This window comes from Streptomyces sp. NPDC046303, from assembly GCF_055588085.1.
The window spans coordinates 353911-375311 of sequence record NZ_JBVJFA010000002.1 but is presented as its reverse complement, the minus strand read 5'-3'; the positions used below and the strand labels follow the sequence as shown (position 1 = coordinate 375311).

Genomic DNA, 21401 nt, shown 5'->3' with positions numbered 1-21401 from the left:
CCGCCACCTAGACGATGCGCAACCGCGCCGCCCGGCGGGGCGCGGCCGGAGGGAGCCCCCGGTCAGATCTCCAGTTCCCCCTCGATCTTCTTCAGCTGGTGACGGGCCATCGCGAGGTTGGCCCGCCCCCGGTCGAGGGCGAGGTAGAGGAAGAAGCCGGAGGTTCCCCTGCCCTTCAAGAGGCGGATCAGGTGGTACTGGTTCCCCAAGGTGATGAGAATGTCCTCGATCTCGTCCTTGAGGCCCAGCATCTCCATCGTGCGGACCTTGGCGCGGACCACGTCCGTGTTGCCGGCGGCGGCGACCCCGAGGTCCAGGTCCTTGCCGCCGCCGACGGTGCCGAGGGCCATCCCGCTGCCGTAGTCGACCAGGGCGGCGCCGATCGCGCCGTCGATGGTGGTGGTGGCTTCCTTGAGCGCGGTCTCGACGTTTGCCATGACTGGTTCCTCTTTCTCGTTTCTCGCTGGGCGCTACCGGATCCGATGGGTCCTGGTGTGGGCGGGTGGGCGGGTGGGCGTGTGGGCGGGGTACGGGGTCAGGCGGGGAGGGCGGGTGGTGCGGGCGGAACGGGCGGCAGGGGCGGGGCGGGGCGTGAGCCGGCGACCCGCCGCCCGAGGGTGTGGTCGATGAGTTCGGCTATCCGCAGGCTGGAGCGCCGGGCCTCCAGGTGGAGGCGCCCGACGTTGACGCGGGTCTCCGCGGTCAGGGTGAGGACAGCCGCCTCGCCCGCCGCGTACGTGGCCACGTAGCCGTGCTCGCCGCGCACCAGCAGTTCGCGGAATCCGCCCTGGCCGGTGCTGTCGCTCAGCCGCTGGGCCACGCCGAGGGCGGCCGCGGTCAGTGCCGCGACGGTCTCGCCTTCGGCGGCGGCGCTGTCCTGGGCGAGCACGAGGCCGTCGGCGCTGGCGGCGAGGGCGCCGGTGAGCTGGGGCACGCGGGCCCGCAGCCTGCGGAGCTCGGCGAGTATCTCGGCCTCCGCCTCGGGCGGCACCGTGCTCATGTCGGCCTTTCTCCTTTCGGGCTGCCTCCGCTCGGAGCGGTCGGCGCGCAGGGCCGGTCGCAGCGGGAGCCTCACAGGCTTGCCTCCAGTGCGTCGCGTAACCGGCGGAGCAGCGCCACGTCCGGGGGTTGGGCCTGGGTCATCCAGTCGGGCAGGGGTTCCGCGGCCGGCGGCGGGGCCGGGGTGTGCGGGGTCTCGACGAGTCCGGCGGCCGCGAGGCGTCGTACGTCGAGCAGGGTGTGGAAGGCGGGCCGGCCCAGTACCCATGCGAGGTCGGCCGGGGTGCGCACGCCGTCGGCCTGGCGCAGCAGGGTCCGCTGCCGGGCGGTGACGGTCTGGCCGGGCGCGGCGGGCCGCGGTACCACCGGGGCGGTGTCGAGGAGCGGGTAGGGCCAGACGGCGTCGAGGAGTTCCCTGCGGCGCCGGGTCTCGCGTTCGACGGCGGCGGCCGGAACGGAACGGACGGAGCCGATCCAGTGGGTGGCCCCGCGGCGGAACCGGGAGGGGCCGCTGCCCGGGGAGAGGGCGAAGAAGGCGGCGTCGAAGATGGCGGCGAGGTGGCAGATCTCCAGCTCCCCGCCCGCGAGGCCACCGCTGTCGACGAGGAAGCGGGCCACTTGGCGGCGGGCGCCGGCCCGGTCCACGGCCTCGCGCCAGCGCTCGGGGGCGAGGCCGCCGCCGGTGGTGAGGAGCACGTCCAGGCCGGGGGTGGCGGGGCTCTCGGCGTGGACGACGTTGCCGTTCTCCAGGAAGAGGGTGCCCCGGTCGCGTAAGAGGGCGCCGGTGGCGCGTTCGGCGGCGAGCCGGGTGAGGAGCGGGGAGACGGCTGCGGTCGGGGTCGCGGAGGTGGTCGCGGGCACGGTCGGGGTCGTCATCTGAGCACCAGCCCCTCCGCCAGGGAGCGGAGTCTGTGGCGGGCGAGGGCGAGGTTGCCGTCGGCGCGGTCGAGCCACAGGTGCAGGAAGACGCTGCTGTCGAAGCTCGTCTCGACGAAGCGCAGTACGTGGTAGCCGGTGCGGGTGGTGACGATCAGGTCCTCGACGGGCTGGCCGGCGGCGTCACCGCAGGCGGCTCCGCCCGGCGGGGTGTCCGCCGCCGGGGCGAAGGACTCGTACTCGGCGGCCGCGCGGGCCAGTTCGGCGGTCTCGGCGGCGGTCGTCTCGTGGTCTCCCACCGGCGAGTCCCCCGCGGTGCCGAGGGCCAGTCCGCTGCTCCAGTCGACCAGCGCGGCCCCCCGCGCACCAGGCAGGGCCATGGCTTCGAGCAGGCATTCGTCGATCCCGGGCACGCGGGCTCCCCTCCCGGCCGGACGTGCGGAGTGCACGGTCGTACGGCGCGACAGGAGGGAACTTACTCAAGTTCCACAGAGCGGAAGGGGGTTCTGGCATTTTCCGCTGGAACATGCGCCGAACCGCGCGAGACCTTGGCCGGAACCCGTCGCCTTTTGATCACGAGGCGAGCGGAAGATCGTCCGAGAGCCGGAACGACCCGCCTTCGCGCAGCACGTAGCCCTCGTGGCTGAGGGTGCGCAGGAGGTGGTAGACGGTGGGCAGCGGGATCCCGGTGAGCCGCGCGAGCCGCTTGGCCGTCGCCCCGCCCTCCGCGTACATCGCCTCCACGAGGCGCAGCGCGCGCTGCACGGAACCGATGAGGGTGGGTGTGGTGTCCTTCTGACCGTTGTCCTGGATGTGGCGGTCCTGGATGTGGTGGTCCTGGCGGTGGTGGTCCTGGATGTGGTGGTCCTGGCGGTGGTGGTCCTGGCTGTCGGCGCCCATGAGTAGTCCCCCTGCTCCGGTACGAGGCCTGGCAAAAACCATCAAAGTCGCTCAGCAGCCGCAAAACCAGCTGACTCGCGTAAACCTGAGCATAGGATCACCGGACCCCTGTCGGGCCGAGCCGCGGGCGGGCCGGGCGCGCCGGTATTAGGACTGCTCCGGGAGGAGGCGTTCGGCCATCGTTTCCACGAGGGCCTCCACCGGGTGGTCGTCCAGGAGGGTCGGGACGGTCAGGTCGTCCACCATCAGGCCCAGCATCGCGAGGTAGAGCAGCACCACTCCGCGGCGGTCGCCGGGCAGGCCCGACTCCAGGTGCCAGGCGACGTTCGCCTCCAGCTCCGTGCGCAGGAACCCGGCCAGTTCCGTCTGGAGTTCGGGGCGCCGGGTGGCCTCCAGGCGCAGTTCCAGCATGGAGATGTGCACGCTGCGCTCGCGGCGCATCCGGTCCAGCAGCCCGCCGAGCAGCACCTTGGCGTCCAGCGGGCCGGTCAGCTCCGCCGGGTCCGGGACGAGCCGTTCGCGCGTGCGGTGCAGGATCTGCACGAGCAACTGGGCACGGTTGGCGAAGTAGTTCGAGGTCGTCCCCGTCGGGACGCCCGCTTCCGCGTCCACCGCGCGCAGCGTCAGGCCGCGCGAGCCTTCGCGTGCGAGGACTTCGATGGCTGCGTCGAGCAGCGCGGCGCGGCGCTGCGGGTTCTGGCGCATGGGCTGGTCGGTCCCCCGGTGGATACGGCACGTCCTATGAGCACTGCACGTGCAGTGCTTCGCACAAGGTAGCGGATGGACCGCTGCCGGGCCCTCCCCAGCGCGCCCTCCCCCGTGTCAGGCTGCCCGTCATGGAGCGGATCATCGAGGAGATACGCGAGGACCTGGCCCGCCGTCTCGCCGTGGCGGCGGACCGGCTCGCCGACCGGACGCTGGCCGAGGATCCCGCGTACGCCGCCCTGCTCGGCCGGGCCGAGTTGCGCGACCGGATCCACCACAACCTCCGCCAGGCCGTCGAGGGCCTGGTCCGCAGCTCCCGCGGCCTGCCGGTGGAGCTGTCCGACGCCCGGGCCACCGGCATGCTGCGCGCCGAACAGGGGCTGCCGCTCGGCTCGTTGCTGCGCGCCTACCGCAGCGGCGGCCGGCTGCTCTGGGCGGCCCTCACCGAGGCCGTGGCCGCGCACGACCGCTCCGCGCTGCCCCGCCTGCTGCCGGGCGCGGCCGCGCTGTGGGACGTGCTGGACCAGATGACGGACGCCGTGTCCGAGGCCTACCGGCGTACGGAGGCGGCCCGCGCGGGCCGCGACCGGGAGCGCCGGGCGGCCCTGCTGGACGTGCTGCTGGACGGCGGCGCCCTCCCCGGGGGCCCTGCGGCCTCGGAGGCCGCGGTGCAGCTGGGGCTGCCCGAGCGGGGCCGTTTCGCCGTGGTCGTGGTGGCCGCCGACGGCTCCCCGGGGGCGGCGGAGGCGGGTACGGAGAAGCCCGGCTCCGCCGCGGAACTCCGCGTGCTGTGGCGGATCCGCGCCGACGTCGAGACCGGCCTGGTGGAGCTGGGCCACCATCCGCTGGAATCCGTACGGGAACTGCTGGCGCCCCTCGGGGTGCGCGCCGGGGTCAGCCCGGTCGTGGAGGCGCCCGCCGAGCTGCACCGCGCGTACCGGCTGGCCGCCCTCGCGCTGCGCACCGCGCCGGAGTCCGGCGGCCCCCGCACCGCGCTGCTGGACGAGGGGTTGCCGGCCGCGCTGGTCGCGGCCCAGGCCGAACTCGCCGGGCGGCTGCGGACCGTGGTGCTGGGGCCGGTGCTGGCGCTGCCCGCGGAGGACCGCCGGCTGCTGCTGACGACGCTGGGCACCTGGCTGGCCTGCCAGGGCTCGACGACGTACGCCGCGCAGCGGCTGTACTGCCACCGCAACACGGTCTCGAACCGGCTGCGCCGCCTCGAGCAGCTCACCGGCCGTTCCCTGTCGGATCCGCGGCAGGTGGTGGAACTGGCGCTGGCGCACGCGGCGGTGGCCCAGCGGGCCGCCTCCGCTACGGCGCGTCCGGGGTCTTCGCCGACTCCAGCAGGTACGGCACGTCGATCACCGCGACCCCCGGGGTGAACAGCAGCCGGGCCTTGAGGCGCAGCGCGTTCTGGTTGTGCAGGGGCTGCTCCCACCAGTGGCCGACGACGTATTCCGGGATCACCACCGAGAGCACGTCCGTCGTGCTGTCCGCCGCCAGTTCCTCGACGTGGGCCAGGATCGGGGCCACCACCTCGCGGTACGGGGAGTGCAGGATCTGCAGCGGGAGGCCCGGGGCGTGCTCGGCCCATTCCTCGCGCAGGCGGGCCGCGTCCGCCTCGTCCGCCGCGACGGTGACCGCGGTCAGCGTGTCGGGGCGCAGGCCCTGCGCGTAGCCGAGGGCCTTCAGGGTGGGGGCGTGTACGGAGGCGACCAGGACGAGTACGTGGTGGCGGGCGGGTTTGCGCGGCTTCGTGCCGGGGGCGACGGCGACTTGCCGGGCGACCTGGTCGTAGTGGCGGCGTACGCCCTTCATGCCGAGGAACAGCAGCGGCATGGCGATGACGACCAGCCAGGCGCCGTGCGTGAACTTGGTGATCAGGACGACGACCAGGACGAGGGCGGTCAGGGTGGCGCCGACCGCGTTGATGGCGAGGCGGCGGTGGATGTGGACGCGTTCCTCGCGCGGGGTGGCGGGTGAGGCGAGCTCCCGGCGCCAGTGCCGGACCATGCCCGACTGGGAAAGGGTGAAGGAGACGAAGACGCCGATGATGTACAGCTGGATGAGCCGGGTCAGTTCGGCGTCGAACGCGACGATCAGGGCGATGGCGGCGAGGGCGAGGAGCACGACGCCGTTGGAGTAGACGAGCCGGTCGCCCCGGTTGAAGAGCTGGCGGGGCGCGTACTTGTCCTTGGCCAGGATCGAGGCGAGCATCGGGAAGCCGTTGAAGGCCGTGTTCGCGGCGAGGATCAGCACGCCCGCGGTGACGGCTTGGAGCAGGTAGAAGAGGAAGTGCCAGCTCCCGAAGGTGGCCCGGCCGATCTGGGCGAGGGCGGTGGAGGTGGCGGTACCGGGCGGCAGGCCCAGTTCGGTGGGGTCGGCCGCGACGTGCACCCGGTACGCCATGGCGAGTGCGGTGATGCCCGCGAACATGGTCACGGAGAGCACGCCCATGGCGGCGAGGGTGGTGGCCGCGTTCTTGGCCTTGGGCTTCTGGAAGGCGGGGACGCCGTTGCTGATGGCCTCGACACCGGTGAGGGCGGTACAGCCGGAGGCGAAGGCGCGCATCGCGAGGAGCACCACGGCCAGGCCGGCGTAGGTGCCGGCCTCGGTGATGGGCAGGTGCGCGGACTCGGCGCGGATGGTGTCGCCGGTGGCCAGGCGCACGGCGGCGCAGGCGAACATGAGGTAGATGACGAGGACGAACCCGTAGGTGGGAAGGGCGAAGACGCGGCCCGACTCGCGTACGCCGCGCAGGTTCATGAGGGTCAGCAGCACCACGAACCCCACCGACAGGCCCACTTCGTGGTCGTTCAGCGCGGGGATGGCGGAGGTGATCGCGGCGACGCCGGAGACCACGGAGACGGCGACGGTCATCACGTAGTCGACGAGCAGGGCGCTGGCGGCGGTCAGGGCGGCGGTCTGTCCGAGGTTCTCGGAGCTGACGACGTAGGCGCCGCCGCCGCCCGGGTAGGCGTGGCAGGTCTGCCGGTAGGAGGCGATGACGACCACGAGCAGGAAGACGATGGCGGCGGCCGCGTACCAGGCGAGGTGGAGCAGGGCGACGCCGCCGAGGGCGAGGATCAGCAGGATCTCCTCGGTGGCGTAGGCCACGGAGGAGAGCGGGTCGCTGCAGAAGATCGGCAGGGCGAGCCGTTTGGGGAGCAGGGTCTCGCCCATCCGGGCGGTGTCGAGGGGTTCACCGACCAGTACGCGCTTCACATTGATACGCCTCATTGGGGCATGATCATGCATGTTTTGTGCGATTCGCCCCTTTTCGTGGCGGTGTCACCCGGCGAGCTCCTCCGCCCGGTGTGCCAGCCACAGGTCGTGCCGGGCGCTCGGCGACTGGAGCAGGGAGCGCTCGAGCAGCGCCTCGATGCGGGTCAGCCGCTTGCGGGCGCCGGGGACGGAGACGCCCAGCGCGGCGGCGGACGGCACGAGTTGGGCATCGTGCGCCAGCCAGGTACGGACGGTCTCGCGGGCGCCCGCCGGGGCGTCGGGCCCGTTCAGCGGGCGCAGATGGGCCCGGGCCCAGGCGGTCAGCCGCGGATCGCGCAGCACCCCGTCGAGGTCGGGGACGGGCCCCGCACCCGCGTCGGCACCCGGCCGCGCAGCCGACGCCGCACCCGGGGTCAGCCGCAGGGCCAGCGCGAGCGCCGCCTGGTCCCCGAGGCGGGCGAGGTCCAGGCCGAGCAGGGCCTCGACCAGCCGGAGGCGGGCGGCCAGGGTGTTGCGGTGGACCTTCAGCAGCCGGGTCGCGTGCGAGGCGAAGTTCAGCCAGGCGTGGGCGGTGGCCCGCAGTTCCTGTCCGCCGGGGTCCTGCGGGCGCCGGGGCTCGTACGCGTGCAGGGGCGCGAGCAGGGCCTCGGCCCAGCCGGCCCCGGCCCCGTGGGCGGCGAGCGCCAGTTCGGGCCCGGGACCGAACCGGGCGTGCCGTTCGCCCCGGCCCCGGGCGACGGCCAGCGCGTGGAAGGCCTGGGTGTAGGCGGCCGGGGCCTCGCGCAGGCGCATCTCCTCGCTGACCCCGACCGCGCACTCCGGCGCCACCCCCGCCAGCGCCCCGGCCAGGGGGTCGTGTTCGGCCGAAGCGGCCGCCAGGTCCGCCGGGACGAGCACGATGAGGTGGCGTACGTGGACCGGGCAGCGCACGATCCAGGCCCGGCCGCCCGTCAGTTCCCCGCACCGCCGGATCACCTCGCCGCGCTGACCGGTCCGGCATTCCACGACGTACATGCGCATCGGCTCGGGCAGCGAGGGGCCCAGCGCCTCGGCGACCTGGTGGGCGGTGGAGAGCCGGCCGTTCATCAGCAGGTGCAGCACCGCCTCGCGGGCCCGCGACTCGGCGAGGGCGGCCCGCGCCGCGCGCCGCGAGGCCTCCTCGGCGCGCAGGACCAGGGCCAGCGGTACGGCGGCGTCCGCGAGCAGGGCGGGCGCGTCCGGATCGTGCGGCCGGTCCAGTACGGCGGCCAGCGCGCGCCCCTCGTCGAGCGCGAACAGCAGCGTGGCGGATCCGGCGCCGTGCAGGACGGCCGACCGGACGCCGCGGGCGCTCATCTCGGCGGCAGCGCGCACCGCGGCCTCCGGCCCACGTCCCTCCTCGGCGTCCACCACCCCGGCCCACCCGCCCAGGCGGGCGGCGAGCCATGCGAGCAGCGCGTCCGAACCACCGGTGTGGGCGAGCCGGTGGACCTTCAGGATGTCGTCTGACCGGGACACTGCGGCATTGAACCACCGGCCGCACACTGTGCGCAGTGATACCCGTCAAGCGCCGTCACTGGGCACGGCGAACCCTGTGGAGGGCCACTGACCCGCATAGGTTGGGCCACGAGCGGCCGGATCCCGGTATCGACGGGGGAAAAACCGGGGTCCGCCGCCGCTCACATGCGGGCGGCCGCGCTGCGGATGGCCTCGCGGATGCGGAAGTAGGTCCCGCAGCGGCAGATGTTGGCGATGGCGTCGATGTCCTCGTCCGTCGGATCGGCCGTGCGCTGGAGCAGGGCCACGGCCGCCATGATCTGGCCGGGCTGGCAGAAGCCGCACTGGGCGACGTCCTGTTCGAGCCACGCCTCCTGCACCGGGTGCAGGTCCGCTCCGTCGGCCAGGCCTTCGATGGTGGTCACCTTCCTGCCCGCGCAGGCGGAGACGGGCACCACGCACGGCCGGATGTCGGTGCCGTCGAGGTGGCTGGTGCAGGCCTTGCAGACGTCGACGCCGCAGCCGTACTTGGGGCCGGTGACGCCGAGCATGTCGCGCAGGACCCAGAGCAGGGGCAGGTCGTCGGGCGCGTCCACGGTGACGCTCTGCCCGTTGACGGTGAAGGTGTGCAAGGGCACGGCGTACTCCTGGCTGCGGACTATCGCGGGTAGGGGGTGAAGTCGACGTCGAAGTCGAGGGGGAAGCTGCGCGGCTTGGAACCGGTGGCCCGGGCCCAGGCGTTGGCGATCGCGCCGACGGCCGCGGGGACGCCCAGCTCGCCCGCGCCGCCCGGCTCCTCGCCGGTGGCGGGCAGCACGTGGACCCGTACGTCACGCGGGGTGTCTCGCTGCTGCGCCCAGTGGAACTGGCTGTAACTGCCCTCGAGCGGAAGCCCCTTGTCCAGGTGGAGGCCGGCGCGCAGGGTGGTGGAGATGGCGTCGGTGAGGCCGCCGATCATCTGTGCCTCCAGCCCCCGCGGGTTGACGGGCAGGCCCACGTCCACGGCGATGACGGCCTTGGTCACGCGCACGTGCTCCGGGTCGCGGGTGTCGATCTCGACGAGGCACGCGGTGCGGGACTTGTACTCCTCGTGGAAGGCGATGCCCTGCGCGCATCCCGCCGGCATCGTCCGCCCCCACTGGCCTTCGGTCGCCGCCTTGTCGAGCACGGCCCGCTGGGCTGCCGTCTTCAGGAAGGTGCGGCGGAACCGGTACGGGTCCCGGCCGGTCGCCGCGGCCAGTTCGTCGACGACGATCTCCTCGGCCCCTCGGGTGTTGGCGGAGTACACCGAGCGCCAGGAGCCGGTGGGGATGCCGGTCGGTACCTCGGTGAGGGCCTGGGTGGTGAGCCCGAAGTGGTACGGGGACTTCACCGTGGTCAGGAACAGGGTCTGGGCCAGGGTCGCGTTGCCGACGCCGAGGGGCAGGTGCGCGGCGGTGGCGGTGACGATCTCGCCGAGCCCGTGCCGGAAGTCGGTCTCGGCGGCGGCGACGCGGTGTTCGAAGCTGAGTACCTCGCCCAGCAGGTGGGTGGCCCGGATCTTGTGGTGGGTGGCGGGGCGCATCCGGCCGTGCCGGGTGTCGTCCACGCGGGTCCACATCAGCTTGACCGGGCGGCGGCAGGCCTGGGAGACGCGGGCGGCCTCCAGGGCCGCGTCGAAGAAGAGCCGCCGCCCGAAGGAGCCGCCCGCCTGGACGACGTGCACGGTGACCTTGTCCACGGGCAGGCCGAGCTCGGCGGCGATGGACTGGCGGGCCACGATGGGGGACTTGAGGCCCGACCAGATCTCGGCGCGGTCCTCCCGTACGTCGGCGACGGCGGAGTTGGTCTCCATCGGGGCGTGGCTGACGAAGGCGAAGTCGAACTCGGCGTCCACGTACGGGGTCAGCAGCGGCGGCACCAGCAGCGGCGGGGTCGCGGCGCGCAGCTTCGTACGGATCTGCGCGTCGGACAGCGCGTCGGCGGGGCCCGGCCCCCAGGTGACCTGGAGGGCGGCCTTGGCGTCGAGGGCCTGCCCGAAGGTCTCGGCGACGACCGCGACCCCGGTCGGCACGGTCACCACGTGCAGCACGCCCGGCATGGCCCGGACGGCGGCCAGGTTGGCGACGCCGCGCACGCTGCCGCCGAGGGTGGGCGGGCGGCGCACCACGCAGGGCTTCGCGCCGGGAACGTCGAGGTCGAGGGTGTACTGCTGGGCTCCGGTGACCATGGCGCGGGCGTCGACCCGGCCGGTCGGCGTGCCGACCAGGGTGTGCTGCGCCGTCTTCTTGGGGGTCGCGCCGAGGACGACCAGCCCCGGGTCGGCGGCGGCCGTGGCGAGGGAGCCGTAGTCGGCGGTGCGGCCGTCCGGGGCGCGGACGGCTCCGTTCGCGGTGGTCAGGGTGGCCGCGGAGAGGCCCCAGCGGCGGGCGGCGGCCGCCACGAGCCGGGCCCGGGCGGTGGCGGCGCACTGGCGGACCGGCCCGTAGAGGGAGCGGATGGAGTTGGAGGAACCGGTGAGCTGGTTGAAGAGCAGTTCGGGCCGGGCGTCGTCCAGTTCGACGCGTACGGCGGCCAGCGGCGCGTCCAGCTCCTCGGCGACGAGCATGGCCACGGCGGTGGTGAGGCCCTGGCCGACCTCCTCGCGCGGCAGCCGGAAGCGGATGGTCCCGTCCGCCTCGACGGCGAGCGCCAGCAGGGCGGAGGTGGGCGCCCCGGCCAGGATGAACAGATCGCCGAGGTCGATCACGTCGGCGATGGCGGGCAGGCTCGGCACCACGGCGTGAGCGGCCTGCGGGGCCAGCGCGTCGGCTCCGGCACGGGTGACGAGGGCGAGCGTCGGCGCCGCGACGAGGTAGGTGAGGAAGGAGCGGCGGCTCTGCCCCGCCGGGTGGTTCTGCCCGGTCATGTGTGTCGTCCCCACCCTGCACGGGTCCGCCTGCGGACCACCCCCGGCTCATTACCGACAGGTAGGGTAGCGATCAAGGGGTGGCGTGGGAAGACCGGTGGCGGCCGCGGCGGCCGGGGCCCGGCGCAGGGGGTCATTCGTTCGGGGGTACGGCGCTGCGGGTGTCCCTCCCGACCCGAACGGAGGTCCGCGGTTCGTACGCCTCGGCCGTACGATCGATCCGCCGCGTATCGAGGGCCTGTTTCCGGCCGCCGGCTGGGGGCGGGCTCCGGCTCGTCAGAACCCTTTGACGTGGGGGTGGGGCGGTGGGCGCGGCGGATCCGATCATGAGGGGCCGGGCTCGGCTGACCGGATTCTTTCGTACGGGAAAGACACGCCGGAAGGCCTGCGGCATATGCCAAGAGCAAGGCCGTTACGGATGTTGCCAAACGCCTTACAGGCCGTCGCCGCCTGTGCAACAGTCGTAACCGGTCCTTCCTTCAGACTTGGCCGTGCCGCGCCTGTATCGGAGTTCTCATGCCGTCCCACCTGTTCGCGGACCGTCCCGCGCAGCCGCCCGAGCCGGGGTCGGTGGACGCACTGATCTCACAGACCCGGCGCCTCCGGGGTGAGGTGGACGCGGTCCGCCGCGACACCGTCGTGGACGACGACGACGCCCAGGGCCGCTGGCAGCGCGCCCTGTGCGATCTCGCCGTGCACCACCTCGACGACCTCCGTGAGCACCTGGGTCAGCTCAAGGAGGGCCTGCCGCCCGCACCCGAGACCATCGTGCTGCCGCAGGCCGCGCCCGAAGCCGGACCCGAAGCGCAGACCCGGGTCGGCAGCGCCGAATGGAACCTGCTGACCGACGAGGTCAGCTGGTCCGACGAGCTGTTCCAGATCTTCGGCCGGTCCCCCGAGGCGGGCGCGCTCCCGCTCGACGAACTGGGCTCCACCCTGTTCTCCGAGGACCAGCCGCTGCTCACCGCCTGGGTCACGGCCTGTCTGGTGGACGGCAAGGCCATCGACGGCGAGTTCCGCATCGTCCGGGCCGACGGCCGGGTCCGGACCTTGCACATGAGGGGCGAGCCGGTACTCGACTCCGACGGCTGCACGGCCTCCATGTGGGCCGTGCTGCGGGACGTGAGTGAACTGCGCCGGAGCCAGCGGGCGGTGCGCGAGTCCCGTGACTCGCTGCAGCGCCAGCGGGAGATCGCGCAGACCGAGCACCGGCTGGCGGTCGAGCTGCAGGAAGCCGTGCTCCCCCCGTGGCGCGGCTCCCTGCGGTTCCCGCACAGCAGCACCGGCACGCTGGACGTGGCCGCGCACTACCTGCCATCGGCGACCAGCGCCCTGATCGGCGGCGACTGGTACGACGCACTCGAACTCCCCGACGGCCGCTCGATGCTGACGGTCGGCGACCTGACCGGGCACGGCGTGACCGCCACCTCCGGCATGGCGATGATGCTCGGCGCCCTGCGCGGCATGGCCATGGCCGGCATCGAGCCGGGCCCCCTGATGGGCTGGCTGAACCAGCTCCTGGAGACCTCCGTACAGCCGGCCCTCGGCTCGGCCGTGTGCTGCCACTACGATCCCGCGCGCCGCGTGCTGTCCTGGGCGCAGGCCGGACACCCGGCCCCCTTGCTGTTCCGCCGCGGCTCCGGCCGCTCGCTGGTGCCGCCCGAGGGCGTCCTGCTGGGCGCGACCTCCGGAGCCTCGTACGGTCAGGCCGAAGAACACCTCGAGGTGGGCGACGTCCTCGTCCTGCACACGGACGGGCTGACTCCGCGCAGCATCGAGTTCAGCCGGGCCGACGGGACGGAGCGGCTGCTGGCGCTCGCACCGCGGTTCTCGGCGGCGCGGTCCGCTCAGGACTGCGTGCGCATGGTGATCGAGGAGTTCGGGGAGAGCGAGCGCGAGGACGACGCGTGCGTGCTGGTCGCACGGGTCGGACCGTAGGCCTCGCGAGCTCCTGCGAGGGACGTCAGGAGTATGGAGGGACGTCAGGAGTGTCAGGGCCGCGCCGGAGGGCGCGGCCTTTCTCGTCTCCGTGCCCCTTCCCGCACTACACGACCGAACCGCGCGGGCTGCGCGGCGCCGGGCTGTCGGGGAGGGCCAGCTCGATCTCCTCGCGCAGGTCCTCGATACGCGCGTACCCGGCGTACTGGCCGGTGAGCCGGTACATCTCGCGCAGCCGGTCCCAGGTCCGGTGCGAGGAGGTCTCGTTCATCGACACCAGGGCGAGCCGGGCGTAGCGGTCGGCCTGCTCGGGGTCGTCGGCGATGAAGCAGGCCGAGGCCATCGAGATGTAGTCGAAGATCTGCGAGCGCTGGTAGCCGTCGCCGCGCAGCCGCAGGGCCTCCTTGGCGTGGCGGGCGGCGATCGGCGCCGCCGTGGCGTCGTGGTCGGCGAGGGTGCGGTACGCCAGGGCCTGCATGCCGTGCAGGTCCGCCTCGTCGAAGTGCTGCATCCAACTCGGCGGCGGCACGTCGCCCTTGTCGGAGACGAACAGCTCCTCCGCCTCTCCCAGGGTGCGGCGCATGGCCTGGCCCTTGCCCATCGCGGCCTGCGCCCACGCCTCGATGGTGTGCAGCATGGCGCGCGTGCGGGGCAGGGTCTGCTCGCCGGAGCCGGACTTGGCCAGCTTCATCAGGTCGAGTGCCTCGTTCGGCTTGCCGAGGTGGACCATCTGGCGGGCGGCCCGGGAGAGCGCCTCGCCGGCGCGCGGCCGGTCACCGCCCTCGCGCGCGGCGTGCGCGGCGATGACGAAGTACTTCTGCGCCGTGGGTTCCAGGCCCACGTCGTGGGACATCCAGCCCGCGAGCACGGCCAGGTTGGCCGCCACTCCCCACAGCCGCCGCTGCAGGTGGTCGGGGTGGTGGTAGGCGAGCATCCCGCCCACCTCGTTGAGCTGGCCGACGACCGCCTTGCGCTGGAGCCCGCCTCCTCTGGAGGCGTCCCAGGCCCGGAACACCTCGACGGAGCGTTCCAGGGCCTCGATCTCCTGGGAGCCGATCGGGGCCGCCTCGTAGCGGTCGTAACCCGCTGGGTCGGCCTGGAAGGACTCCCCGAAGCGCTGCGTCTCCTTGGCGAGCGCGGGGTCGGTGTGGAGCCAGTCGTACATGGCGTTGCTGAGGGCGGAGCCGGCGGTGAGCACGGCGCCCGCGCCCATCAGACCGCGACGGTTGAGCATGAGGTCCATTCCCGTGAATTCGGTGAGGACCGCGGCTGTGCGTTCGGGCGCCCAGGGCATCCCGTCGGGGTTCTCCTGAGCCCCGCCCGGCTGCCGTCTGCTGGTGCGCCGCTGCCGTACGAACCCGAGGTCCTCGATGGTCACGACACGACCGAGCCGCTCGGTGAACAGTGCTGCCAGTACCGTGGGCACCGGTTCGCGCGGGGTCTCCCCCATGTCGATCCAGCGCCGCACCCGCGAGGTGTCGGTGGCCAGCTGGGGATGACCCATGGCCGCCGCCTGCCTGTTGACCATCCTCGCCAGTTCGCCCTTGGACCAGCCGGCCAGGCCGAACAGGTCGTTCAAGCGGGTGTTTGGACCCTTGCTCACGTCAAGCCCCCAGGTTCTCGGCTGAGTTGACAGTAACCCGCCGTCAGATGCCCAGCGACTATTCGCCAGGCTTCGCCAGGGCACGCTCGATGATGCGCCACCCATGGCCGGGTGTGTGGTTGGAATGCGCCTCCCCGCCCCGGTTCACCGGCGGAACTCCCCAGGGTGATGCACGGGATCCGGCGGGGCGGCGTACGCAACTCGTCGGCGCACGAAGGGATCCGTAACGCCATGTACGCAGCAACGTCCTCCGTGTCCGCCCCGGTCCGGCCGCACCGCACGCTCCCCGCGGGCGGCGGCCCCTACCTCGAACCCGGCCGCCCCGCGGCTCCGGCGCAGGGCGCCGTACGGGCACGGCGGATGCCGGGGACCGGATCGCAGCCGCTCAGCGGAAGAATCGACCTCTCGGGACCGCAGGGGGCGCAACTGCGCACCGCGCTCGCCTCGGTGCAGCGGATCTGTCCCGAGTTCTCGCCCGTCCAGGTCCTGCGGCGCAGCGGCCGGTCGGTCCTCCTCGTGGGCACCACCGGGCGGATGACCGCCGTCGCCAAGGTTTTACTGGACCACTCGCCCGAATGGCGTGAGCGCTACCGGCACGAAATAGGGTCATACCGGGCGTTCGTCCGGCACCGCCCGCCGGTCCGGGTGCCGCGGCTGATCGCCGCCGACCCGGAGAACTGCGTACTGGTCGTCGAGCGGATGGCCGGCCGGGTCGCGGCGCTGCAGCGGCACCCGGTGGAGGCCCCGCCGCGGGTCGACCTGCGGGCGGCCCTGGGCGCGGTGTGCCGGGTCAACCAGTGGCGTCCGCCGGGCGAGCTGTTCGGGACGCCGCTGAACTACGCGCGGCGGATCGCCCGGGACTACGAGCTGGGCCTGCTGACCGACCGGGACCTCGGTGACCTGCAGAAGCTGCTGCACGGCGTGAAGCTGTCGGGCACCGCGCTGCAGTTCAACCACGGTGACGCCCTGCTGTCGAACCTGCTGCTGTCCCCGGCCGGGCCGGTGCTGCTCGACTGGGAGCACGCGGGCTGGTACCTGCCGGGCTACGACCTGGCCACCCTGTGGACGGTGCTGGGCGACGCCCCGGCCGCGCGCAGCCAGATCAGCCGGCTCGCCCAGTCGGCCGGTCCGGCGGTGCGGGACGCCTTCCTGGTCAACCTGATGCTGGTGCTGACCCGGGAGATCCGGATGTCCGAGACGGCCGTACAGCGCTCGATGCTGGCAACCGCCCCGGCCCAGCCCCTGCCGGCCGGCGCCCTGTCGTCGGGCGAGGAGCAGCGACTGCTGCTGCGCCGCCTGCACGACGACGCCGGGATGGCGCGCAGAGCGGTCCGCGCGGCGGTCGGCACCCGCTGACCCCGCCGGTCCACCCCCACGGTTGCCGAGCCCCGGGTTCCCCACCCGGGGCTCGGCAGCGTGCGCGTACGGGCGGACGCGGTGGGCCGGCTCAGACGAACCCTTCGGCGACCAGCTCGGTCGAGCCGGCGGTGATGCGGTGGCGTCGGCCCGAGCCGCCGACGACGCGGCTCCAGCTCTCGGTGACGAGGCCGTCGCCGTCCAGTTCGTAGCGGAAGCCGCCGTACATGCCGGGGACCGGGAAGAACATCCGCGGTTCGGCGAGTTCGGTCAGGACGGCCAGCGTCGGCAGCTTCAGCTGGTGGCGGTCGGCGAGACCGTGACTGTCCGCCCGGATCAGCGCGTGCAGCCGGCCTTCGAGCGCTTCCAGCGCCGGGGCGGGCAGCGGGTGGCGCACCACGGGCTGGAGCAGGCCCGACATCCCCTTGTGGCCGCGGGCCAGGGCGACGTCGTGGGCCCGCTCGCCGGCCGAGGTCGGCAGGGTGCGCCAGGCCCCGCAGCCGACGAGTACGGCGGCGGCGTCCTGTGCCCCGTGCCAAGCGGCCTGGTGCAGCAGGGCGAACCCGCTGGGGCCGCCCACGCGGGTCGCGTTGACCCACTCGGGATTCTGCGCCAGCTCCTCGAACACCCGCGGCCAGTTCCCGTCGCGGGCCGCGTCCGCCAGCAGGTCCCGCCGGGCCAGGATCTCCGCGGGGTACGCGTCGCGGGTGGTGACGCCGTCCCACCGCGTCTGCTCTGTCTTCGCCATGCCCCGATCCTAAGGAAGCCGGGCTCCCGGCCCGGGCGCCGGGAGGCCCTGTGCCTTGACATCACATGATCCCCCGAACACGTTCGCTACCTGACGTGGCATCAGGCCGCGTCGGCCGCAGCCGCGTTCCCTCCTCACACCGCCTGGAGACCGCCCATGAAGTACTCCTCCCCCTCCCGCCGCAGTGTCCTGGCCGGGACCGGCGCCGGGGTGCTCGCCGCCACCGTGCTGCCGGCCGCCGCGGCGCGGGCCGACGCCGCCCAGGCCGGGCCGCCGCTCGGCGAGTACGACGTGGTCGTGGTCGGGTCCGGAGCCGCCGGGATGACCGCCGCGCTCACCGCCGCCAAGCGGGGCCTGAGCGTGCTGGTGGTCGAGAAGGCACCCACCTTCGGCGGGTCCGCCGCCCGGTCCGGGGCCGGGATCTGGCTGCCCAACAACTCCGTGATCCTGGGCGCCGGGGTCCCGGACACCCCGCAGAAGGCGGCGACGTACCTGGCTGCCGTCGTCGGGCCCGAGGTGCCGGCCGACCGGCAGGCCGCCTTCCTCGCCAACGGTCCGCGGATGCTGGACTTCGTGATGGCCAACAGCCCGCTGCGGTTCCGCTTCATGGAGGGGTACAGCGACTACTACCCGAACCTGCCGGGCGGGCTGCCGAACGGCCGGTCCATCGAACCGGACCAGATCGACGGGAACGTCCTCGGCGCCGAACTGGCCCGGCTGAACCCGGCGTACATGCCGGTGCCGGCCGGGATGGTGGTCTTCAGCCAGGACTACAAGTGGCTCAACCTGGCGGCCGTGAACGCCAAGGGCCTCGCCGTGTCCACGGAGTGCCTGGCGCGCGGTACGAAGGCGGCGCTGCTCGGACAGAAGCCGCTGACGATGGGCCAGGCCCTGGCGGCCGGGCTGCGCGCGGGGCTCCAGCAGGCGGGAGTGCCGGTCTGGCTGAACAGTCCGCTGGTGGACCTGGTCCAGGAGGGCGGCGCGGTGACCGGGGTGGTGGTGGAGAAGGAGGGCGTACGGGGCACGGTACGGGCCCGGCGCGGGGTGGTCGTCGGCTCGGGCGGCTTCGAGCACGACGCGCAGATGCGGGCGCAGTACCAGCAGCAGCCGATCGGCACCCAGTGGTCGGTGGGCGCGAAGGAGAACACGGGCGACGGCATCCGGGCGGGCCGTCGGGCCGGGGCGGCGCTGGCGCTGATGGACGACGCGTGGTGGGGGCCGTCGATCCCGCTGCCCGGGGAGCCGTACTTCTGCCTCGCCGAACGGACCCTGCCGGGCGGGCTGATCGTGAACGGGAACGGGGCCCGTTTCGTCAACGAGGCGGCGCCGTACAGCGATGTGGTGCACGTGATGTACGAGAAGGACCGGGCAGCGGTCGGCTCGCACATCCCGGCGTGGCTGATCGTGGATCAGAACTACCGCAACAAGTACCTGTTCAAGGACATCCTGCCGACGATCGTGTTCCCGGACTCCTGGTACGAGGCGGGGGCGGCGAAGAAGGCGTGGACGTGGGACGCGCTGGCCGGCCAGATCGGGGTTCCGGCGGCGGCGCTGCGGGCGACGCTGAACCGGTTCAACGCACAGGCGTGGAACGGGACGGACGCGGACTTCCACCGGGGGGACACGGCGTACGACCACTACTACACGGACCCGGGAGTGACCCCGAACTCGTGCCTGGCGCCGGTCTGGGCGCCGCCGTTCTACGCGTTCAAGATCGTGCCGGGTGACCTGGGCACGAAGGGCGGCATCGTCACGGACGCGCGGGCGCGGGCGCTGCGGGAGGACGGTTCGGTGATCCGGGGCCTGTACGCGGCGGGCAACGCGAGCGCGGCGGTGATGGGCCGCAGCTACGCGGGGGCCGGGTCGACGATCGGACCCGCGATGACGTTCGGCTACGTGGCGGCGAACGACATCGCGGACGCGTGATCGTGATCGGGGAGAGGTGCTAGCCCTGCTGGAAGAGCTCCGCGGGGAGCGGCTTCAGGAGGGCGTAGAGGTCATCGGTGATCGGGCGGTCCCAGCTGGCGATGGTGACCAGCACGTTGTCACTGCGGTCGAACTGGACGCAGGAGATGCGGGACTCCGACAGCTTGATCTTCCGGACGATGAGGAGGTTGTCGCCCTGCATGACGGGGCAGTCCTCGATGCCGGTGACCTCGACGTCCTCGTCGTTCTCCAGGGCGTCGAGCAGCTGGGCGACCTCGAAGGGGACCTGGCCGTCGGAGAGGTCCCGGGCGGGGGAGCCCTCGGGCAGGTTGCCGATGATCATCGCGGGTCCGCGTCCGCCGAACAGGTCATAGCGGAGGAAGACACCCTGGCAGCTGCCGTCGGGCGCGGGCAGCAGCCCGGCCCCGAGATTGCCCGGCCAGTCCCCCGGGTCCATGGCCAGGACGTCGAAGTCCGGGCCGGCGGGTGTGGCGGCGCGGTGGCGGCGGAGGAAGGACATGCCGCCATGGTACGTGGCCGGGCGAAGTTTTCCGGCCCGGGGCCCCTCATCCGGCCCCCGTCCCCGGGCGCCGGGCGGCCGCCGCCCGCCCGGACCGGTCAGTCCGGCGGGACCAGGGTGAACCAGTGCCGCAGGAGGGCGGCGTCGCCCGTGACGCGCAGGGCGTCGGGCGGCAGGCGGCGCCAGAGGAAGAGGGCGAGGTCGGAGGCGGAGCCCGCGGCTTCGACGTCCGCCGGGCCCGGGGAGCCGGGTTCCAGGAGGATCCCGTCCCCCGGGAAGGCGACCGTCCAGGACTCCGGGCCGTCGGTGCGCCGGAAGCGGAACCGCTCCCCCGCGCCCGGTGGGGCGGGCCGCCGGACGCGGCGGGCCGGGGCCATCACCTCGAAGGTCTGGCTCACGGCGTCCACCGCGAGGGCCGGGGCGAGGGGGCCCTGGGTTCCGGTCGCGGACTGCGCGTCCCAGCGGTGGACCGCCAGCTCGATCGTCTGCATCCGCAGCCAGAATCCCGAGGTCCGCTCCGGCGCCCAGGTCCACACCGGCAGGTCCGGCCCGAGCTCGCCGAACAGCACGGCCAGCTGCCGGGCGCCCTCGGTGAACCAGTCCGTCAGCGCGTCCGGGACCGGCTGCCGGTTGGGCGCCCGTTCGGGCCGCGGCCAGGCGGCCAGTACGGCCGGATCGGCGGGGAGCCCGTACAGGGACAGGTCGCCCGCGTCCGGCGGCCCGGGCGGGCGCTCCCGCAGAAGGTGCGCGACGTAGCGCTGCACTCCGCCGAGGTGCCCGACGAGGTCGGAGAGCGACCAGCCGGGGCACGAGGGGACCAGTGGCGCGGGCCGGCCGGGGTGCAGGGCGCGGCGGACGGCTGCCTCGAAGGCGGACGCTTCAGCCTGGAAGTGGGCGATCCGCCGGGTGTGCTCCATGGCATCAGCCTCCCCGCGCTCGGCGCCCGCCACCCCCGGCCGCACGCCGACGTACGCGCGTTCGAGTGGCCGCGCGACCCGGACGGTCGTACGGAAGCCTCCGCGCTGGCCTTACGGCCGGCAGGCGAGGCGGCCGGCGAGGCCGCTGCCGCGCTGGGCGGCGGCGAGGTCGCGCAGCGGCGGCGCGCTGCCCTCGACCGGGGGAAGGCCCATGTCACGGACTTGGGCGCTGAGTTCGACGGCCTCGAAGGGATTCGCGGTGGTGACGGCCACGCCTCGTGGCAGAACGCGTCGTCGGCGTGGTCGCCGACCGCCTCGCGGACCAGGGCGGCGACGACGGGTGCGGCGAGCGGTGCGCCGCCGCTGTCCGGCTCGCGCCGTCTGTGGTGCAGACGGGTCGGACGGTCCGTCACGGCAGGTACGCCCCAGGCCTGTTCGGGAGATCAGCGTACGCCCGCGCACACCGGGACGGAGCCCGCCCGGGGAAAGACTCAGTCCCTCGCGGAACGCGCCGCGAGCTGCTCGAGGACGGCGACGGCCTCGGCGGCCCGGTCGGCGGCCACGAAGAGGTGGTCGTGGTGGTAGCCGGCGATGACGTTGCAGCTCAGACCGTGTGCGCCGAGTTCGGTGGCGAAGGCGGCGGTGAGGCCGACGGCGTCGAGGGCGGAGTGGATCCGCAGGGTGATCCAGCCGGCCGTGTAGTCGTAGGCGAGGCCGGCCGCGTCGGCGTCCTCCTGGCGCAGGACCACGGTGAGGCCCTCGGGTTCCAGGACGGTGGCGACGGGGGCGGTCCCAGGTGGGACGGCGGAGCCGGGGACGGTGCAGAACACGTACCGGCCCTCGTTCAGTTCCGGACGCATGCCGCTCAGCAGGGTGCGCAGGTCGCTCTCGCCGCTCATGCGGTCACCCTATCCGCGGGCCGCCGGCCACCGGGGCGACGGCTCGCGGCCCCGGTGGTGCGGCGTGTGCGGCGTGTGCGGCGTGTGCGGCGTGTGCGGCGTGTGCGGCGTGTGCGGCCCGTACGAGGCGTACGGGCCGCGCGGCGCGTCAGGTGAGGTCGAACTCCCCGCCCCGCGCGTTCAGCACGAACTTGTTCCACTCGTCCGGCGCGAAGATCAGCGAAGGGCTTTCGGGTCGCTCGCTGTTGCGCATGGCGACGAAGCCCTCGACGAAGGCGATCTGAACGTCACCCGCTCCCCGGCTGCTCGACCGCCACTGCGCCTCGGTGAGATCGAGGTCCGGCTTGCCCCAGCCGGCCAGGGGCTGTGAAGTCATGCTCTCGGCCACGTGCGTGCTCCTCCCGGTACGTCGTCCGGGGGCCAGGT

20 protein-coding genes and 1 pseudogene are annotated in these 21401 nt (G+C 73.5%); 4 read left to right on the top strand and 17 right to left on the bottom strand.

Annotation, left to right across the window (positions count from 1 at the left end):
* Positions 1 to 62: 62 nt before the first annotated feature.
* The 6 genes and pseudogenes from ACZ6I1_RS03450 to ACZ6I1_RS03425 form a co-directional block, all read right to left on the bottom strand.
* Positions 63 to 437 (bottom strand): hypothetical protein, encoded by a 375-nt coding sequence (locus ACZ6I1_RS03450; protein WP_469282581.1) that lies wholly within the window; start codon positions 435 to 437, stop codon positions 63 to 65.
* Between the two features lie 98 nt (positions 438 to 535).
* On the bottom strand, positions 536 to 1000 hold the full coding sequence (locus tag ACZ6I1_RS03445; RefSeq protein WP_469282578.1) for a roadblock/LC7 domain-containing protein: 465 nt from the start codon (positions 998 to 1000) through the stop codon (positions 536 to 538).
* A 71-nt stretch (positions 1001 to 1071) separates the two neighbouring features.
* Entirely contained in the window at positions 1072 to 1875 is an 804-nt protein-coding gene (locus ACZ6I1_RS03440) for a transcriptional regulator (protein WP_469282576.1), read from the bottom strand.
* Positions 1872 to 2288 carry a hypothetical protein gene (locus ACZ6I1_RS03435; RefSeq protein WP_469282574.1) on the bottom strand — a complete coding sequence of 139 codons (417 nt, stop codon included), beginning with the start codon at positions 2286 to 2288 and terminating at the stop codon, positions 1872 to 1874. Before ACZ6I1_RS03435 ends, ACZ6I1_RS03440 begins: the two co-directional genes overlap by 4 nt.
* 187 nt (positions 2289 to 2475) lie before the next feature.
* Positions 2476 to 2610 (bottom strand): annotated as a pseudogene (locus tag ACZ6I1_RS03430) (helix-turn-helix domain-containing protein); the annotation flags it as partial.
* Between the two features lie 312 nt (positions 2611 to 2922).
* A complete protein-coding gene (locus ACZ6I1_RS03425) occupies positions 2923 to 3480 on the bottom strand; it encodes a TetR/AcrR family transcriptional regulator (RefSeq protein WP_469282571.1) in 558 nt (185 codons plus the stop codon).
* Positions 3481 to 3611: 131 nt separating this feature from the next.
* Here ACZ6I1_RS03425 and ACZ6I1_RS03420 point away from each other — a divergent pair, with 131 nt between their 5' ends.
* On the top strand, positions 3612 to 4862 hold the full coding sequence (locus ACZ6I1_RS03420) for a PucR family transcriptional regulator (protein WP_469282569.1): 1251 nt from the start codon (positions 3612 to 3614) through the stop codon (positions 4860 to 4862).
* Here the strand turns inward: ACZ6I1_RS03420 and ACZ6I1_RS03415 are convergent.
* The 4 genes from ACZ6I1_RS03415 to ACZ6I1_RS03400 form a co-directional block, all read right to left on the bottom strand.
* Positions 4792 to 6720: an APC family permease gene (locus ACZ6I1_RS03415; RefSeq protein WP_469282567.1), complete on the bottom strand. Its 1929-nt coding sequence runs from the start codon at positions 6718 to 6720 to the stop codon at positions 4792 to 4794. The two genes, ACZ6I1_RS03420 and ACZ6I1_RS03415, sit on opposite strands and share 71 nt — an antisense overlap.
* A 51-nt stretch (positions 6721 to 6771) precedes the next feature.
* Entirely contained in the window at positions 6772 to 8202 is a 1431-nt protein-coding gene (locus tag ACZ6I1_RS03410) for a helix-turn-helix domain-containing protein (RefSeq protein ID WP_469282566.1), read from the bottom strand.
* Positions 8203 to 8363: 161 nt separating this feature from the next.
* The gene (locus tag ACZ6I1_RS03405; protein ID WP_469282564.1) at positions 8364 to 8819 is read right to left on the bottom strand and encodes a (2Fe-2S)-binding protein; all 456 of its coding nucleotides are present in this window, start codon (positions 8817 to 8819) and stop codon (positions 8364 to 8366) included.
* Positions 8820 to 8839: 20 nt separating this feature from the next.
* Positions 8840 to 11068, bottom strand: coding sequence for a xanthine dehydrogenase family protein molybdopterin-binding subunit (locus ACZ6I1_RS03400; protein ID WP_469282562.1), 2229 nt, complete (start codon positions 11066 to 11068; stop codon positions 8840 to 8842).
* Between the two features lie 516 nt (positions 11069 to 11584).
* On the opposite strand from ACZ6I1_RS03400, the gene ACZ6I1_RS03395 reads away from it, so the two are divergent.
* Positions 11585 to 13006 (top strand): PP2C family protein-serine/threonine phosphatase, encoded by a 1422-nt coding sequence (locus tag ACZ6I1_RS03395; RefSeq protein WP_469282560.1) that lies wholly within the window; start codon positions 11585 to 11587, stop codon positions 13004 to 13006.
* A 106-nt stretch (positions 13007 to 13112) separates the two neighbouring features.
* Here ACZ6I1_RS03395 and ACZ6I1_RS03390 read toward each other — a convergent pair whose 3' ends face one another.
* Complete coding sequence (locus tag ACZ6I1_RS03390) at positions 13113 to 14609, bottom strand: DNA-binding protein NsdB (protein ID WP_469282558.1); 1497 nt, start codon at positions 14607 to 14609, stop codon at positions 13113 to 13115.
* Between the two features lie 231 nt (positions 14610 to 14840).
* Between ACZ6I1_RS03390 and ACZ6I1_RS03385 the strand changes: the two genes are divergently transcribed.
* Complete coding sequence (locus ACZ6I1_RS03385; protein WP_469282556.1) at positions 14841 to 15965, top strand: aminoglycoside phosphotransferase family protein; 1125 nt, start codon at positions 14841 to 14843, stop codon at positions 15963 to 15965.
* A gap of 91 nt (positions 15966 to 16056) precedes the next feature.
* Here ACZ6I1_RS03385 and ACZ6I1_RS03380 read toward each other — a convergent pair whose 3' ends face one another.
* Positions 16057 to 16713, bottom strand: coding sequence for an ankyrin repeat domain-containing protein (locus tag ACZ6I1_RS03380; RefSeq protein ID WP_469282554.1), 657 nt, complete (start codon positions 16711 to 16713; stop codon positions 16057 to 16059).
* A 156-nt stretch (positions 16714 to 16869) separates the two neighbouring features.
* On the opposite strand from ACZ6I1_RS03380, the gene kstD reads away from it, so the two are divergent.
* A complete protein-coding gene (gene kstD / locus ACZ6I1_RS03375) occupies positions 16870 to 18639 on the top strand; it encodes a 3-oxosteroid 1-dehydrogenase (RefSeq protein ID WP_469282552.1) in 1770 nt (589 codons plus the stop codon).
* A 19-nt stretch (positions 18640 to 18658) separates the two neighbouring features.
* On the opposite strand, the gene ACZ6I1_RS03370 is transcribed toward kstD, so the two are convergent.
* The 5 genes from ACZ6I1_RS03370 to ACZ6I1_RS03350 all read right to left on the bottom strand — a co-directional run bounded on the left by ACZ6I1_RS03370 (position 18659) and on the right by ACZ6I1_RS03350 (position 21351).
* Positions 18659 to 19159: a hypothetical protein gene (locus tag ACZ6I1_RS03370; RefSeq protein WP_384221716.1), complete on the bottom strand. Its 501-nt coding sequence runs from the start codon at positions 19157 to 19159 to the stop codon at positions 18659 to 18661.
* A 98-nt stretch (positions 19160 to 19257) separates the two neighbouring features.
* Entirely contained in the window at positions 19258 to 20076 is an 819-nt protein-coding gene (locus ACZ6I1_RS03365; protein ID WP_469282550.1) for a maleylpyruvate isomerase family mycothiol-dependent enzyme, read from the bottom strand.
* Between the two features lie 111 nt (positions 20077 to 20187).
* Complete coding sequence (locus ACZ6I1_RS03360) at positions 20188 to 20349, bottom strand: hypothetical protein (protein ID WP_469282548.1); 162 nt, start codon at positions 20347 to 20349, stop codon at positions 20188 to 20190.
* A gap of 218 nt (positions 20350 to 20567) precedes the next feature.
* The gene (locus ACZ6I1_RS03355; RefSeq protein ID WP_469282546.1) at positions 20568 to 20975 is read right to left on the bottom strand and encodes an ACT domain-containing protein; all 408 of its coding nucleotides are present in this window, start codon (positions 20973 to 20975) and stop codon (positions 20568 to 20570) included.
* Positions 20976 to 21123: 148 nt separating this feature from the next.
* The gene (locus ACZ6I1_RS03350; protein WP_446588904.1) at positions 21124 to 21351 is read right to left on the bottom strand and encodes a DUF397 domain-containing protein; all 228 of its coding nucleotides are present in this window, start codon (positions 21349 to 21351) and stop codon (positions 21124 to 21126) included.
* Positions 21352 to 21401 lie beyond the last annotated feature (50 nt).